12 protein-coding genes are annotated in these 16556 nt (G+C 38.7%); 3 read left to right on the plus strand and 9 right to left on the minus strand.

Annotated features, from left to right (window positions below):
- The first annotated feature begins 92 nt into the window (after positions 1-92).
- Entirely contained in the window at positions 93-581 is a 489-nt protein-coding gene (locus KO02_RS04980) for a GNAT family N-acetyltransferase (protein WP_038696358.1), read from the plus strand.
- Positions 582-657: 76 nt separating this feature from the next.
- Here the strand turns inward: KO02_RS04980 and KO02_RS04985 are convergent, their stop codons facing one another.
- The 4 genes from KO02_RS04985 to KO02_RS05000 form a co-directional block, all read right to left on the minus strand.
- The gene (locus KO02_RS04985) at positions 658-2115 is read right to left on the minus strand and encodes a RagB/SusD family nutrient uptake outer membrane protein (protein ID WP_038696360.1); all 1458 of its coding nucleotides are present in this window, start codon (positions 2113-2115) and stop codon (positions 658-660) included.
- An 18-nt stretch (positions 2116-2133) separates the two neighbouring features.
- A complete protein-coding gene (locus KO02_RS04990) occupies positions 2134-5289 on the minus strand; it encodes a SusC/RagA family TonB-linked outer membrane protein (RefSeq protein WP_038696362.1) in 3156 nt (1051 codons plus the stop codon).
- A gap of 138 nt (positions 5290-5427) precedes the next feature.
- Positions 5428-6483, minus strand: a complete 1056-nt coding sequence (locus KO02_RS04995) for a dipeptide epimerase (protein WP_051959762.1) — start codon at positions 6481-6483, stop codon at positions 5428-5430.
- A 9-nt stretch (positions 6484-6492) separates the two neighbouring features.
- On the minus strand, positions 6493-7719 hold the full coding sequence (locus KO02_RS05000) for an NlpC/P60 family protein (RefSeq protein WP_038696364.1): 1227 nt from the start codon (positions 7717-7719) through the stop codon (positions 6493-6495).
- Positions 7720-8020: 301 nt separating this feature from the next.
- Here KO02_RS05000 and KO02_RS05005 point away from each other — a divergent pair, with 301 nt between their 5' ends.
- On the plus strand, positions 8021-9046 hold the full coding sequence (locus tag KO02_RS05005) for a N(4)-(beta-N-acetylglucosaminyl)-L-asparaginase (RefSeq protein WP_038696366.1): 1026 nt from the start codon (positions 8021-8023) through the stop codon (positions 9044-9046).
- Between the two features lie 75 nt (positions 9047-9121).
- On the plus strand, positions 9122-9637 hold the full coding sequence (gene msrA / locus KO02_RS05010; protein ID WP_038696367.1) for a peptide-methionine (S)-S-oxide reductase MsrA: 516 nt from the start codon (positions 9122-9124) through the stop codon (positions 9635-9637).
- Positions 9638-9695: 58 nt separating this feature from the next.
- On the opposite strand, the gene KO02_RS05015 is transcribed toward msrA, so the two are convergent.
- The 5 genes from KO02_RS05015 to KO02_RS05035 all read right to left on the minus strand — a co-directional run bounded on the left by KO02_RS05015 (position 9696) and on the right by KO02_RS05035 (position 16551).
- Complete coding sequence (locus tag KO02_RS05015) at positions 9696-12389, minus strand: DNA gyrase/topoisomerase IV subunit A (protein ID WP_038696369.1); 2694 nt, start codon at positions 12387-12389, stop codon at positions 9696-9698.
- A 177-nt stretch (positions 12390-12566) separates the two neighbouring features.
- Positions 12567-13106 carry a GNAT family N-acetyltransferase gene (locus KO02_RS05020; protein ID WP_038696371.1) on the minus strand — a complete coding sequence of 180 codons (540 nt, stop codon included), beginning with the start codon at positions 13104-13106 and terminating at the stop codon, positions 12567-12569.
- A gap of 204 nt (positions 13107-13310) precedes the next feature.
- Entirely contained in the window at positions 13311-14510 is a 1200-nt protein-coding gene (locus KO02_RS05025) for an AI-2E family transporter (protein WP_051959763.1), read from the minus strand.
- A 48-nt stretch (positions 14511-14558) separates the two neighbouring features.
- Positions 14559-15734, minus strand: coding sequence for an MFS transporter (locus KO02_RS05030; RefSeq protein ID WP_410528208.1), 1176 nt, complete (start codon positions 15732-15734; stop codon positions 14559-14561).
- Between the two features lie 67 nt (positions 15735-15801).
- Complete coding sequence (locus tag KO02_RS05035; RefSeq protein WP_038696375.1) at positions 15802-16551, minus strand: TrmH family RNA methyltransferase; 750 nt, start codon at positions 16549-16551, stop codon at positions 15802-15804.
- Positions 16552-16556 lie beyond the last annotated feature (5 nt).

Genomic DNA, 16556 nt, shown 5'->3' on the forward strand with positions numbered 1-16556 from the left:
TATAGGTATTTAGAATGGACAGAAAATAGCTTAAATCTATAATTTTGTCAGGATGTTCTAAAGAATAATAGTTCGAATGCTTACTTTTGAATATGGACATTAGAAAAACTAATTTACAGGATATAGACCAAGTCATGGCGATTATTGATAGCGCGCGAGGCTTGATGCGGGCGAGTGGCAATACGGTTCAATGGACAAATGGTTACCCATCTCGCGAATATATCCAATCTACGATTGATATTGGCGAGAATTATGTCTGTTTAGTAGCAGATACGATCGTAGCCACATTCTGTTTTTCCTTAGAACCAGACCCCAATTACGCCCATATCGAAGGCGGGAATTGGTTGAATGACCAACCCTATGCTGTTGTTCACCGTTTGGCATCAAATGGCCAAGTGAAAGGCATTGCCATGCGTTGTTTTGAATGGTGTTTTGAACAATGTCCTAATATTCGAGTGGATACCCATGAAACAAATATCCCGATGCAAAAAGTATTGACAAAATTAGGATACACACGTTGCGGTATTATTTACGTCGGTGATGGTACAGCACGTGTCGCATTTCAGAAAATCAATTCGTAATCATTCTCAACAATATTAAAAAAGAGCCTTCGGATTTATATATCCGAAGGCTCTTTTTTAATTAAAAGGAATACAATTAGTATCCTGGGTTTTGTTGTGCGGCAATACCTGGGTTAGTGTTCATTTCATCAAGGAAAATAGGAAGAATTGTTTTATTAGACTTTCTATCAATTGTTTTCCCTCGATTAGTGGTATTAATTGAACCCAGTTCGTCATTAAATTCAATGGTTTTATTCCAACGGATCATATCAAAAAATCGATGACCTTCACCAGCTAATTCCTTACTTCTTTCATCTGCGATCATATCTAAATTAATCGTAGTGGCATCTGCAAGAGCTAAATTAGGTGAGCGCATATGGATAGCATTTAAATAAGTTGCAGCAAGTGCTTTGTCTGATTTTAATGCGGCCTCTGCTGCCATTAAGTACACTTCAGAAAGACGGATAACTTTAAAGTTGACAGCAGTACTATTTGAAGATTTTTTGTCGCCCTCCAAATTGATACCACCACTGTATTTGTAGATTGAACCAAGTCGTGTAGCGGAGGTCTCATCCCTAGCCATGACTCCCCAACGTACATCTTCAGAATCTTCTTTTAGACGATTTAATAAATAATCACTCGCTAAGAAATTTCCTATAATAGCAGAACTTCCATGGTAAGATCTTCTGAAATATGCACCAAAAGAGGCATTTACTAAATCGCTTTCATTCGGATAAATCGCCAATTCAAAGATGGACTCGCTACCAAACTCTGATTTCCAAGAGTCAACCCACTCCGCATTACTATATAAGGTATATACTTTTGAATCGATTACTTCTTTTGCAGCAGCCAAAGCATTAGGATAGTCTTCCATGTATAAATATACACGTGCTTGTAATGCTTTGTTGGCATAATAATTTAAATAGCCATTCAATTTAGTTTTTGGCAGTAAGGTTTCAGCAGCTTTTAGATCTATCAATATCTGTTTGTAGTTATCTTCAACTTTTGACCTCAATTCTTGTGCATTTGACACTAACTTTGTTGTAATATTTGGAATCCCCCAAGCAGTTTTATCCTCATTGTAAGGTTCTCCATACAAACGAACTAAATCAAAATTAATCAATGCACGGCTTGTTAATGCTTGACCTTCATACGACTTAAAGTCTTCCAATGATCCCTCTGCTTTTAAAGTTTCAATTCTCGCTAACAAATTGTTGATCTGTGCGATACCATTGAAGCCTTGTGTCCAAACACCAGAATAGCTATTGGAAGAAGCACTATGGTTAAAAGTATACAAATAATCAAAACCTCGACCAGCAGCGAAAATAGTGAAATCACCACCTTTAACATCGGCATACAATGGAAAATTTCGACCATAATAATCTCGATTTGAAAGAATGCTCATCACGCCATTGACAATAACTTTGGCGTCAGCAGCCGTTTGTATGGAGGTTTCAGCATCTCCGGAATTTGTAGGTTTAACGTCTAAGAAGTCCTTACAGGATGAAACTGAAACGGATATAAAGATGCACGAAGCAATAAATAATTTTCTCATTTTTTTTAATTCAATAGGTTAAAAATTAAATTCTAATCCAAATGTATAGGTTTTAGGAGTGGGTGTTTCCCATCCACGTGTACCATACTGATTAACCTCCGGGTCCATATATTTGTATTTTGAGAAAGTCAAAAGATTACTTCCATTAAAGAAAATACGGGCACTGTTAATACCTATTTTGCTCAAATAATCATTGGGAATTTTATAGGACAATGAAATGTTTTTCAATCGTAAATATGAAGCATCATAGAGGTGGCGGCTACTGATTTGATTGACATCTTCTAGATCTCGACCAGAAACCATAGGGAAGTTACCATCCATATTGGTAGGTGACCATGACCCATCAACAAAGTATTGTGCGTGAAGTCTTTCCCAATAGTAGCCATCATCAGCTACATCACGGGAACTAGCATCGTATAATTTACCACCTAGTTTATACGCAAAATTTAAGCCCAATGATAGTCCTTTATATTCCACATCCGTATTGATACCTCCATAAACTTTTGGGTTAGCGTTACCGATGATGGTTTGTTTTGCATCACCATAATTATAAGACGCACCTCTGCCATCTACTAAGAAGTCGCCTGTTGTGCCATCATTCGTAAACCACATGTTTTTACCATTTGTTTTATCAACACCTGCCCATTCTAAACCATAGAATGCCAATGTCGATTGATTTTCTTGATAAATGAAACGAGCTCGATCGTCTTTACCTGTTGGATCGTACCAAACAATTGATTGACCATCACTTAATTTTTCAACTTTAGAATCAATAAATGTAGCATTAACACTTGCAGTCCATCTGAAATCCTGTTTTTTGATGATATCGGAGCCTAATTCAAATTCAATTCCTTTATTGTTGATTTCACCAATGTTTTTTATCGTATTGGAGAAGCCAGTTATAGTCGAAATAGGGACTGCTTGGATGAGGTCTTTTGAATCTCTATTGAAATATTCAACGGTACCGAATATTTTATTTTCAAACAAACCGAATTCTAACGCAAGATTGGTTGTATAATTTCTTTCCCAAGTGAGGTTAGGGTCAGCTATATTACTTAAAGCGCCACCCGGTTGTGTCATGTATTTATTGGAATAGCTCGTCAATGATCGCCAACCATAATTTGAAGTTGGTAAAGTGCCATTTACACCATATGAAGCTCTTATCCTCAAAGCATTGATATCTTCTACTTGAGAAATAAAACTTTCTTTAGCAATGTTCCAAGAGCCAGCTACTGACCAAAAGTTACCCCAGCGAGGTATAGGGCCTAATTGAGAAGAACCATCCCTACGAAAAGATGCCGAAGCAAAGTAGCGTTCATCAAAGTTATATTCAGCACGTGATAATACGGACATCATATTGTTGCCCCAAGCATAAGCTCCTGCATCCAATTGTCCCGCGGTAGAGACGGTATGTAAAGCGGAAGAAGGTAAGTCTTTTCCAGTTGCACGGACGAAGCTATTCTCATTTTTTTCGGCTTCAAAACCTGCTAATAAATCCACATTATGGAGTCCAAATGTTTTATTATAGTTGGCTGTAGTCGACGAAACTAATTTTTGACTGTTCGATGTGATTTCAGTTACAGTACCATTTGTAGACGATCCGTTATAATGTTTTGCACTGTAGTAAATATGATCTTTAGACTCTGTCTCATCATATGAAAAAATCGTTTTAAGCGTCAATTCAGGGAGCAGTCTTAAGGTCAATGATTCTACAGCAGATATTTTACTGGTTTTAGAGCTATTTTCCCATTCTTTGTTATAGTAAAGTGGGTTGTAGGCTAAACTACCATAGCGAGCAGTCCATTCATTACCCGTTTTATAATCTGTAGGCCAATAGAGCGGCCACAACAGATTTCTCGTTTGCAGTAAATAATTACTTCCGGTATTTCGGGTATCATTCATGCCGACTAATTTTGTTTTAGCAATATTGATATTCGACCCAAACTCTAAGTATTTACCGATTTTTTGGTTGAGATTTACACGTCCACTGATACGATCATAATCATTCAATATGATGCGACTTTTATCTTGGGTGTAGGAAAGCGAAGTATAGTAGTTCGTATTATCTGTTCCACCACTAACTGATAGATCATTCGTATTAAAGATGCCCGTTCTGAATAACGATTTGTTCCAATCGTAATATTTACCATCACGATTTTCGACACCATCAGTTTTACCAGTAATGTTTACTTTTTCAAACATGGATGTTCCTGGAGTAGAAAACTCGTAACCATGTATCCCAAACTTCGTTGCAAATCGATCGAGTACCCACTTGTTGGCAGCTGCTTCTGTAAGTCCTCCTGCAATACGAGAATCATAAAGAAGACTGTACAACATATTGATCTGGTCTTCAAGTGGTGCCGCTTCATTATTATCTGTTGCCCAACTCGGACTAAATCCAAGAGTAGATTTTAAGTTAATTTTTGGAGCTCCATTTTTTCCTTTTTTAGTCGTGATGATAATAACACCATTTGCTGCTCGAGAACCATACAGAGAAGATGCCGCGGCATCTTTCAGCACAGTTATTGTCTCGATATCAGAAGGATTTAAGGAACTCATCACATTATTTGAATTGACCAGATAATCGTTCATCTGTCCAGTTGACCCCGATACTACGGGAACACCGTCGATGACATATAATGGCTCATTCGAAGCACCCATGGAACCGATGCCACGGATACGGATAGCAGGTGTAGAGCCTGCTTGCCCCGAACTCGTGCTGACTTGTAAGCCTGCCACACGACCTGTCAAAGCATTTTGAAAGGAAGTGACCGGCTGTTTATCTATAGCGTCATTTTTAACAACTGCGGCAGAACCCGTGAATGTACTTTTCTTAGCAGTTCCATAAGCAACTACCATGACCTCATCCAAAGCATTTTCTTCTTTTTCCAAGGAAATGGTTAATGTCTTGCGACCACTTACTTTAACTTGCTGTTTTTCATAGCCCACCGCACTGATGATGAGAGTTGCATCTTGACTGGCATTTAGCGTGAACAGTCCATTTGAGTTTGTTGATGTAGCGGTGTTTGTTCCTTTGATAGCGACGGTTACATCTGGAATAGCAGTGCCATTCACATCTGAAACTTTTCCCGCAACTTGGATTTGCTGTGCATGTACGACTTGGAATGCCCCGCAAGCCATCGTACATAACGAGGTGAGTAAAATTTTATTCATAAGAGTGTTTTGGTTAGTTATGCTTTTAATAGATTGTGTTCAGGCAATCTATTTTATACCCTAGTAAGGTATAAGATAAGAATAAGATCATGATGTTTTATTCCTAAAAACCATAGATCTTATGCTATTTGTATTTTTTTATTGTGCTATAATACCTATTCCAGGTCGCTCAGATAAGACACAATTTCCATCGATGACTTTCATGCCATCATAAATATCATTACCGATCAGGAGTGCACCATCGAGATCAACCCAATCCGCCAAAGGACCCAATTGTGCAGCAGCAGAAATGGCACATGAAGTTTCCGTCATACAGCCGATCATAACCTTCATTTTTAAAGTCTGAGCCAATTCGGCCATACGTTTTGCTTCTCGCATCCCCGTGCACTTCATTAACTTGATATTGATCCCCGAATACACACCTTGCAGGGAAGGTACATCAGCCAATCGTTGACAAGCTTCATCTGCAATGGTTGGAATCGGGCTGTGTGCTGTAAGCCAAGCGTTATCATCGACTTGTTCTTTTGGCATAGGTTGTTCCAAAAATACAACACCACGCTCCGCTAACCAATGTGACATTTCCAAAGCCTCTTCCTTCACCTTCCATCCTTGGTTTACATCAGCGCAAAGTGGTCTGTCGGTACATTGACGGATGGTATCGATGATCATTTTATCAGTTTCAAGTCCCAATTTAACTTTTAGAATTTTAAACTGATCTGCTTCCATTACTTTTTTTCGAATGACATCTTCCGTATCGATACCGATGGTATAAGAAGTCGGCGGCGTCTTAGCTGGATCTAAACCCCAAATCTTGTATAGGGGTTGTCCAAGCAGTTTACCGATTAAATCATGGAGCGCAATATCGACCGCAGCTTTTGCTGCGGTATTATTAACCATGACCTGATCGATGTATTGTAACAGTTCTTCCGTTTGAAAAGGGGAGTTGAATCCACGTAAATCCAACTTGTTAAGAAAATGGATGACACTCTCCTGCGATTCACCCAAGTAGGGAGGCATGCTCGCCTCACCGTAACCAACCACTCCATCATATTCCAATTGTGTCAATACCACTGGTGTAGTCGTTCTACTGAACGATGCCACAGTAAAGACATAGCGCATTTCTAGTGTATACGGTTTGAACCTCAGTTTGAAAGCTCCAAAATCTTTAGTAATCCAATCTGAATGTGTGCTCATGCTTATCTTTTATTTGATACTATAATAGCTGTTATGCTGTACTTGTTGTATTTGAGCGTCATTTGCACCGAGGTATCTTTTAGCAGCAACTACGGTTCGTGTCTGGAAATCATCATAATTGGCAGCATCTTTCAACATACTGTTGATCCGTACAGATCCAGCTGCATGTATAAAAGTCCCATTGCCCATATAGATAGCTACATGCGTTACGCGCGCATTTGGATTCGTGTTCTTTCCTGCAGCAAAAAATAAGAGGTCGGCAGGTTTTAGATTTTTAAGTGCTTTTTCGGGGTCAAAGTGCCCTTCTGAATCGAGAATATCCACGGTTTCACCAGCCAATACCTGTTGCGAAGCATCGCGGGGAATCACGTAGCCATTCATAAAATAAGCTGTTTTAGTGAAGCCACTGCAATCCACACCTTTCACAGATGTTCCCCCCCATAGATAAGGTAATCCCAACATGGTCTTCGCACTTGAAATTAAATTTTCAGCAGTTGGATTACGAGAATCAATCCATTTTTTTAAAGATAAAGCCTCATCCTTTTTAATATAAGCTTTACGTCCATCAGGATAGGAGACCTCAAAATAATTATTCTTCTCTCCTTTAAGGACTAAAATATCACCATAAACAAGATCTGAAACGCGTTGACTTTGTGTATTGGGCTCCGATAGTGATTTCCCAAATTCGGAAGTATAGATTATTTTAGGCTGTTCATTCCATTGTTTAGCCTCTTCCTTGGTCATGGCTGTGATGGAAGAAGTCGGGATCCAGGCAATATACCCCTCTGGCGTACGGATACGATAATCACCACGATCTTTTTGTAGGATATCGACCTGTGTCCCCATCAATACCTGACTGGCCATCTCAGCAGCATGGTCGGGCTTGGTTCTCATATTGGCAACCGATAGGTTGACAATACCGACCCATTTATTACCGAGGTTTTGTTCAGGAAGAAGGGTTACTGCTACCTTAGCAGGGATATTTTTGAACCGTTGTTCGAAAGCTGCTTTAGCAGCAGGCTCTGTTGTTTCAATTTCATACTCATTTTCTGCAACTACAGTTTTTGTGAGCGCAAATATTTTAGTGCGTTTATCAGGTGCAAATTCTTTCCTTACGTTTTCTTGCAGTTCTTTAACCTGATAATAAATGGTTGAATCAACTTGTTGTGAAAAAGCATGATTAATCATGAAAAAGCCTGCACAGCTGAGGATAGCATATCTAAGTTTGTTTGTCATGCTGATTAGTTTGTTTTTTAAAGATAGACTAATTTGTATATTATCACAAAAAATGATGTCGATTTGTGAATTAATTTATGATTCTTTTGCATAAATGCGAATGCATAAGCCTTTTTTTCTAAAACGAGCGGAACGAGCTCATAGATTCTATTTAAGATAACTAGTATGTTAAACAAATCGACAGAAGTGAGCTCATGGGTACAAATGAAAAATGGAGACGCATAAATAATTATTCTGATGAAAAACTACCAAAAAGAAACACGCAATTGTGTATACTTGTATTGCAAAAATCGATTAAAATATGAGTTCAAGACGCCAATTTATTAAGAAGGGTATTATTGGAGCAACTGCCTTAGGTTCAATAGAAACATTATCAAGCTTTTCCACTGTCAGTAAAAAAGCTGGAGTAAAGCCTATTGTTATTTCGACATGGGATTTTGGTATTGCAGCCAATCAAGCAGCGTGGGAAGTGCTTAAAAATGGTGGAAAAGCCATTGATGCCGTAGAGCAAGGCGTCCGCGTACCCGAAGCTGATTTGAAAAATATGACGGTAGGTAAAGGTGGCTATCCTGATCGTGATGGATTTGTGACGCTAGATGCTTGTATTATGGATTCAGAAGGAAACTGTGGGTCGGTAGCCGCATTAGAGCATATCGCTCATCCCATATCTGTCGCCCGTCTTGTTATGGACAAAACACCACATGTGATGTTGGCCGGTGATGGGGCATTGCAATTCGCATTGGAAAATGGTTTTGAAAAAGAAGATCTATTGACCCCTGAAGGAGAAAAAGCGTGGAAAGAATGGCTGAAAGAAAAACAGTATAAACCGATTATGAATATTGAAAATAAGTCTTTCGCTGTCGAGCGTTTGCCTGGCAATCAATATAATCACGATACGATTGGTATGTTGGCACTGGATGCCGAAGGAAATCTTTCGGGAGCCTGTACCACCAGTGGCATGGCCTTTAAAATGCATGGACGCGTAGGAGATAGCCCTATTATTGGAGCAGGTCTGTATGTAGATAATGAAGTAGGAGGGGCAACATCCACTGGCGTAGGGGAAGAGGTGATCCGTACGGTAGGAAGTTTTCTTGTAGTCGAACTGATGCGTCAGGGATATTCACCAGAAGATGCCTGTAAAGAAGCAGTCAAACGTATCGTGAAAAAGAAACCGAATATTGCCAAAGATATCCAAGTTGGATTTTTGGCGCTCAATAAGAAGGGTGAATATGGATCTTATGCTTTACAAAAAGGTTTTTCTTACGCTGTTTGTCATAAAGAAAAACAAGATCTCTTAATTCCAGGGACTTATTATTATAAAAGCTAATTTAAAATCAGTAAACTGATATGACGCTTATTCTGTCATATAATTTATAAGTTTGAGTAATAAAGATATTAAAATATGAAAGCAACATTTGGAGGTGGCTGTTTTTGGTGTACAGAGGTTATTTTTCAAAATACCGAAGGCGTAAAAACTGTTTTACCAGGATATATGGGGGGATTGAATGATAACCCTACCTACGAACAAGTATGTACAGGTACAACGGAACATGTTGAAGTGGTACAGATCGAATACGATGAAGAGCTTGTGAATTATGAAGACCTATTGAAGATCTTCTTTAAGACACATAATCCAACGACACTAAACCGTCAAGGTAATGATGTCGGCACGCAATATAGATCCGTTGTATTTTTTCATGATGAGGAGCAAGAGATCTTAGCTAAAAACTTTATTGATGAATTAGACAGTGAAGATATATTTGAAGATCCGATCGTCACTACTGTCGAACCTGCTGTTACTTTTTGGGTGGCAGAAAACTATCATCATAATTATTTCAATACGCATCCGGAGAATCCATTCTGTTCTGTCGTGATTGCACCCAAATTACAAAAATTCATCAAAGAATTTAATTCATAAAAAAATCCGCTAAAAGCGGATTTTTTTATGAATTATAATTATTGAACAGCAGATTGATTTAAAACAGCTCAATCTGACCACCATTGTCTGTTTGGATATCATCGGGATTTGTTATCTCCAATTTGATATCACTGGCGTCCGCAGGTTCTGTTGCTTTTTCTTCGTTTACTGCTGTAGTCTCTTCCGAAACAGGCGCAGCTGTTTCTTTAACGCTCAATGCTAAATCAATTTCTTCCGTTAGCAACTTCACATTTTTCACCGTATGGAATGAAAGTCGGTTACCCTGAGCTTTTATCCCCTTAACATCGATGATTTCGTTCAAGGGTTGATCCAAAGATTCCTCTATTTGCGACTTGCCTTTAAGAATGTCTAAATGAACGAGTGGATCTGTATTATTTGTCAATAAAATAAGTTTAGACCCTGGGTCATCATTAATAAACGACATCCCTTTTCCTACAGGAAGATCATCAAACTTGAATCTTTTCACATAATAGGTGCCCGACTTACCATCCTGATGAATGGCCGTATAGACATGTTCAGGCATATATTTTTCGATACGAATCATTTTGTCATCGAAATAATTGCTCAAATCAAAATTGGACAATTCATACGACCCGTCAGATAGCACCATTAAAATCTTATCATCACCATCAAACTCACCCAAGTATTGACCTCTTTCATCCGCATTTAAGCGCTTCATGGTTTTATCAAACCAAATTTTGCGACCCGCTAACGTAGAGACACCAGCACTTTTGAATGTAATCTTTTTAACAGGATACTTCGACACGATATTTCCTTGAGAAGCACGGCCCTTTATTGCAATTTCAGCAAAATTCATATCAAAATTAAGTTTTCTTAATTTGGTATGTGGTTTTAGCTGAATGTTGACAATTTCAGCCTCACCGTTAGGGTTAGCAGTGAAATAGGTGACTTTAGAACCTTTAGAACCTTTGCTGATATCATATTCCTTATCGCGCGTAACACCAACAACTGAAAAACGCTTGATAAAACTTGTACCTGTATCGCCTTCTTTATAGATAGCATTGTAGATCGTCCTTTCATCGCCTTTTTTGAAGACTGCAACATGGATGATATCTTTTCCTACGAATACCTTGTCCTGAATTTTCGTGACGACATATTTACCATCAGAGCGGAACACAATGATATCATCGATATCGGAACAATCGCAAACAAACTCATCTTTCTTCATGCTCGAACCAATGAAACCCTCTTCACGGTTGACATAAAGTTTGGCATTTGCTAAGGCAACCTGAGTAGCCTCAACTTTATCGAATGCTCTTAATTCTGTTTTACGTTCACGTCCTTTACCATACTTCACACGCAGCCTCTCATACCAAGCAATCGCATATTCTGTTAGATTTTTAAGGTGGCGTTTGACATTTTTGATTTCCTCTTCTAAGGAAGCCATTTGATCATCCGCTTTCTTAACATCAAATCGCGTAATGCTACTCATCGGTTTATCGATCAGACGTTTGTAGTCTTCAGGAACGATAGCACGGTAGAACTGCGAGAAGAAAGGCTCAAACAGACCGTCTAGTACTTCTACAACGGTATCAAAGTCTCCAGCATTTTCATAGGCTGAATGCTTATACATACCTTCTTGAATGAAAATCTTAAGTAAGGTGCTGAAGAATATTTTCTCAAGGAGATCATGTAACTTGATTTCCAGTTCTTGCTTTAAAAGATTCTTGGTGTTATTTGTGTTCTCAATTAAGATATCATTAACGCTTAAAAAGTAAGGTTTATCTTTCTTGATAACACAGGTATTGGGAGAAATAGAAACTTCACAGGCCGTAAATGCAAACAAAGCGTCAATGGTTACATCAGGTGAGATACCTGGAGCCAAATGAACGATGATTTCCACAAATTCAGCCGTGTTATCTTCGATTTTCTTAATCTTGATTTTCCCTTTATCATTAGCCGCTACTACACTATCGATTAATCCACCAGTAGTGGTTCCAAAAGGAATTTCGGTAATGGCCAATGTTTTTTTATCGCGTTCTTCAATTTTGGCACGTACACGGATTTTTCCGCCACGCTGCCCTTCATTATAAGCAGAACAATCCGCCATTCCTCCTGTTGGGAAGTCGGGTAGGATATGAGGTCTTTCACCATGCAATACCTGGATAGATCCATCGATCAATTCCAAGAAGTTATGCGGCATGATCTTCGTCGCCAAACCTACGGCGATACCCTCAGCACCTTGGGCAAGTAATAAAGGGAATTTAACCGGTAAGGTAACCGGCTCCTTGTTACGACCATCATAGCTCAATTGCCAATTGGTAGTTTCCGGATTAAAGACCACATCCAAAGCGAATTTGGATAATCGGCCCTCAATATAACGAGGTGCTGCCGAAGCATCTCCAGTGATCGGGTCCCCCCAGTTTCCTTGACAGTCTATTAGTAGGTTTTTCTGACCTATCTGTACCATGGCATCACCAATGGAAGCATCACCGTGTGGGTGATATTTCATCGTGTTACCAATAACATTCGCTGCCTTATTGTATCTACCGTCATCCATTTCCTTTAATGAATGCAGGATACGGCGTTGTACAGGTTTGAACCCATCATTGATATGAGGTACTGCGCGATCTAAAATAACATAAGATGCATAGTCCAAAAACCAGTTTTCATACAAACCCGAAAGTGGGATTGTTTTACTATTATTTGTCTGTCCGTTATTTAATTCTTCTTGATTATCGTCTGCAGGATAGTTTGTTTCTTCACTCATGTAATCAATAATATGGTGTTTTTATTCTAATTTGCTGCAAAAAGAATAGATTTTTGCACGCGTAAAAATACGAAAAGCATTTCGTTTTATCCAATGGTAAAACAAATAGATTTATCCACAAAATGCCTGTGAAAATAAGTGCCTAAAACAGGATGAAAAGGGTTTATCGGTATGGCTTTAATTTGAAGCTGAAGCCAAATCATACCAATAACAATCGATACCCCATACGGTCAAATGAAAAGTGTCCGTTACTTTAAATCCGGCTTTTTCCAACACATTTCGAGATGCTTTATTGTCGATATCCGTCATGGCATGGAGCGGGAAATGGCTGAGGTGTTGATGGTAAAAGTCCATACAAGCGAGTGCGGCTTCTGTAGCATAACCTTTACCCCAAGTTTCTTTTCTAAAACGATATCCGAAATCTAAAAAATAGATTTTACCATTCGTCTCTTCATCCATAAATTTGAAACCTGTCCAACCGATAAATTGATTGGTCGATTTTTCAACTACCGCAACCCGAGCAGTACCATGCTGTTGGTATTGATCTAACAGATCCTCGATAACAAGTTTGGTATCTTCTATAGCGGTTGCAGGTTCCTTTTTTAAATAAGTATGGACCTCTGGTTGTGAATCCATCTCATAGAACCCCTGCAAGTCGTCCAATGTGATAGGGCGAATGATTAATCTTTCCGTTTCTAGTATAGGTAAGTATTTCATGTTATTGATATTTGGGACTAAAGTTAATAGAAATTAATGATCTTCAACAAGAATAGCTTTTGGAGGATGTGGGTGTAAGGGAATGGATATTTGGATTGTGTCCGAATCCCATGAAATGTTTCGACCTGTGTTATGGATAGTTATTGACTATCCATAACACAGGTCGAAATGCTGAATAAAACAAACAGAATGTGTATTTCTTGATTATTTCTGATCAGGTAATTGCGGTGAAGAAGTATCTTCCGCTGACGATTCGTGAACCTTTTGCTTATACACTTTTTTCGGTTTTCGGACGATTCCCCACTTTTGTAGGAGTTCTTGTGTTGCATTGCGTTTAAGATGTTCCTTTTCCGGCTCACCAATTAAATAACCAATGGGTTCCATAGAAGGGATAGCATCAAAAATAACTTTAAGTGTAGCCGTCATAGGAAGTGCTAAAATTAAACCCGCCAATCCAAAGATCATCCCGCCCAACAAGATAGCAATGATAGCCATCAATGGGTTGATGCTTACCTTACCTCCAACAATATTTGGAGTTATGACATTACCTTCTAAAAATTGAACGACTTGGAACCAAGCAATGACGCCAACTGCATAAAATCCAGTATCTTTTGTCGCTAAAGCAAAAAGTGCGGGTAATATGGATCCAATAGCGATACCGATATAAGGGAGTAGCATGAGTAAGGAAGCCAATGAGCCAAAAAACCAAGCGTACTGTATGCCCATTAACATCAGTCCAGCAGTGTTTAAAACGGCGACAATTCCCATCACAGTGACAAGTCCAAGGCAGTAACTTTGTACCACTTGGTAGATTTTACTTAACACACCGTGAATTTTTTTATTATCTGTGTTTTTAAAGGATTTAAAAAAGAACTCTTTAAAAAAGTCGCGGTAGTACAGTAGAAAGAAAATAAAGATAGGCACTAGGACTACCCCAGCCAACATACTTCCAATGGAACCAAATGCTGCCGAAATGTAGCCACCAACATTTTCTAGAACCCGATTACCTTGTTCTTGGACTTTCTCAATCACCTCACTTCGTTCTAATCCAAATTGTGATTGGATCCAATTTTGAATAGATTCTAACGCGACCAGCACCTTTTCTTGAATAGCGACAGCATCTTTTCCGATAATGATACTTTGGTGTATAATAAACCATAGCAACGTGCTGATAACCAAAATAGCCACAATGACAGCCATAATGGAAGCAAGTGCCTTTCCAAACCTTAATTTGTTTTCAAAAAAAGCGGCTACTGGGTAGAGCGTCATCGAAAGTATGATCGCAAAAAGTAAGGGAACCACTACGCTTTGCGTAACATATAGAAATCCAATAATTAGTGCTAATGCAAATAAGCTAGATGCGAGCTCAATTGAATAGGGTCTTTTTCCAGTTTTATTTTCCATATTAAAATTTGATAATAAACGATAGGGTGATATGCATTGGTAAACCAATTAATCTGTTTTTTTCTTAGAGCTAAATCCTTGCCAAAAAAACATGTATACAAGTGCTATAACTAAGAATAGGGCATTAAAATACATCACCTGTGGTATACGTGTGATGATATCTTGATAATATAGCCCTGCAAATAATGCCCCTAAGCCAATACCTGCCTCCATGGAAATATACATTGTCGCCACTGCACGTCCACGTTGGTTGGGTTTTCCAAGGTCTATCGTCCAAGCATTGATTGCAGGAGATAAAATACCGGTCCCGATACCGTAAACACTCGCACCAAGCATTAATTTATTGAAAGAATCACCCTGACCGATTAAATATAAAGAAACACCAACTATGAATAATCCGACCATAATGACTTTGATCCGACCATATTTGTCTGATGCTTTTCCGGAAACAAAGCGGATTAAAATCGAAGCAATGGTGAATGCTGCAAAGAAAATTCCTTTATTGCTAAGATTGAGGTGGTCACTCCAATCCGGAATCAGCGTTAAAATTGCTCCAAATGCTGAGTAAGATAAAAAGGTGACAATTCCCGCAGGCAATACGCCAACATCAATAATATCTGTTCGTGATATCTTGAACATGGAGAGATTGAGCTTTTCTTTTTTTGTAATTGTCTCTTTCATATTCATCACAATGACAATAGAGAGTAGCGCAAAAAGGGAAGAACTATAAAACATGATGTTAATGCCATAATATTGGAATATGGCACTACCAATGGCTGGACCTACAGCACCCCCAATAGCAAAACAAAGACCATGCATACCCAGAGCCTCACCCCAACGTTCACGCGGAATGATATCGGCAACATAGGCAGAAGTTGCGGTTGGTTTAAAACCAGTTGAAAAACCATGTATCAATCTCAGTAGGAGAAAACCAGACACAGTCGTCAGGACTGGGTACAGAAAACCACACAAGAAACAAACGATAGATCCGATTGCCATCACGGGTACACGTCCCCATCTATCGGTTAGCTTACCACTGAACGGACGTGATATCCCAGCAGTTAATGTAAATAATGCAATGATTAAACCCTTATGTTCAGCACCCCCCATCTCACTTAAGTAGTTGGGCAATTCGGGAATGATCATATTGAAACTCGCAGAGAATAAAAGCGAACTTAGACAAAGTAAGGCAAATTGTAATGTGTAAATGGATTTATTTTCCATCATAGTAGATGCGCTATTGTATGGTGTAAAAATGAATCGCCCTCTTTAGTGTAAAGAAGGCGATATCTTATAATTTCTTTAATCTTGCTATTTCTGAACAAAAAATAGTGGTGGCCACGGCAACATTGAGCGATTCTGCCTCACCTATGCGCGGAATCGTAATGGGTTTGTCAACAAGAGCGATAATTTCATCAGAAATACCGTTACCCTCATTTCCCAATACAATAAATCCTTCGTTCGTCCAATCCGTATGGTAGATACTATCTCCATTCAATAAAGCCCCAAATACCGGAATTTTAGCTTCTAAAATGAAAGTCTTGAGATCAATATAATGAACTTGGGTCCGAGAAAGAGAACCCATTGTCGCTTGCACGACCTTTGGGTTGTACGCATCCACAGTGCCGATAGAGCAAATGATATGTTGAAAACCAAACCACTCTGCCGTTCGGATTATAGTTCCTAAATTTCCGGGGTCTTGGATATCATCCAATAGCAAGGTATGCTTTGCTTTGAAATCTAAGACATTTAATTCCGCTTGTTTCGGGATATGTACTAAAGCTAATATCCCTTGTGGAGATTTTAATGCACTGATTTTTTCAAATTCCTTTTCAGTCAGTACATAAGATTTTATATTTCCCGATATTTTACCCACTTTTGCGAGTACATCTTCTGTATAAAATATGCTGTCAACTTGATAAGAGGATGATAGGAATTCGATAACAGATTTTATTCCTTCGACAATAAAAAGACCATGTTGTTTGCGAAACTTTTTATTTTGAAGTGATGATATTAGAGTAATTTGTGCTTTTGACAACATTTTTT

The organism is Sphingobacterium sp. ML3W (assembly GCF_000747525.1).
In the GTDB taxonomy this organism is placed as follows: Bacteria; Bacteroidota; Bacteroidia; order Sphingobacteriales; family Sphingobacteriaceae; genus Sphingobacterium.

Excerpts from the sequence above, each read along its gene's own strand:
- KO02_RS04980 (WP_038696358.1), top strand. The coding sequence starts at position 93 with ATGGACATTAGAAAAACTAATTTACAGGATATAGACCAAGTCATGGCG.
- KO02_RS04985 (WP_038696360.1), bottom strand. The coding sequence starts at position 2,115 with ATGAGAAAATTATTTATTGCTTCGTGCATCTTTATATCCGTTTCAGTT.
- KO02_RS04990 (WP_038696362.1), bottom strand. The coding sequence starts at position 5,289 with ATGAATAAAATTTTACTCACCTCGTTATGTACGATGGCTTGCGGGGCA.
- KO02_RS04995 (WP_051959762.1), bottom strand. The coding sequence starts at position 6,483 with ATGAGCACACATTCAGATTGGATTACTAAAGATTTTGGAGCTTTCAAA.
- KO02_RS05000 (WP_038696364.1), bottom strand. The coding sequence starts at position 7,719 with ATGACAAACAAACTTAGATATGCTATCCTCAGCTGTGCAGGCTTTTTC.
- KO02_RS05005 (WP_038696366.1), top strand. The coding sequence starts at position 8,021 with ATGAGTTCAAGACGCCAATTTATTAAGAAGGGTATTATTGGAGCAACT.
- msrA (WP_038696367.1), top strand. The coding sequence starts at position 9,122 with ATGAAAGCAACATTTGGAGGTGGCTGTTTTTGGTGTACAGAGGTTATT.
- KO02_RS05015 (WP_038696369.1), bottom strand. The coding sequence starts at position 12,389 with ATGAGTGAAGAAACAAACTATCCTGCAGACGATAATCAAGAAGAATTA.
- KO02_RS05020 (WP_038696371.1), bottom strand. The coding sequence starts at position 13,106 with ATGAAATACTTACCTATACTAGAAACGGAAAGATTAATCATTCGCCCT.
- KO02_RS05025 (WP_051959763.1), bottom strand. The coding sequence starts at position 14,510 with ATGGAAAATAAAACTGGAAAAAGACCCTATTCAATTGAGCTCGCATCT.
- KO02_RS05030 (WP_410528208.1), bottom strand. The coding sequence starts at position 15,734 with ATGGAAAATAAATCCATTTACACATTACAATTTGCCTTACTTTGTCTA.
- KO02_RS05035 (WP_038696375.1), bottom strand. The coding sequence starts at position 16,551 with ATGTTGTCAAAAGCACAAATTACTCTAATATCATCACTTCAAAATAAA.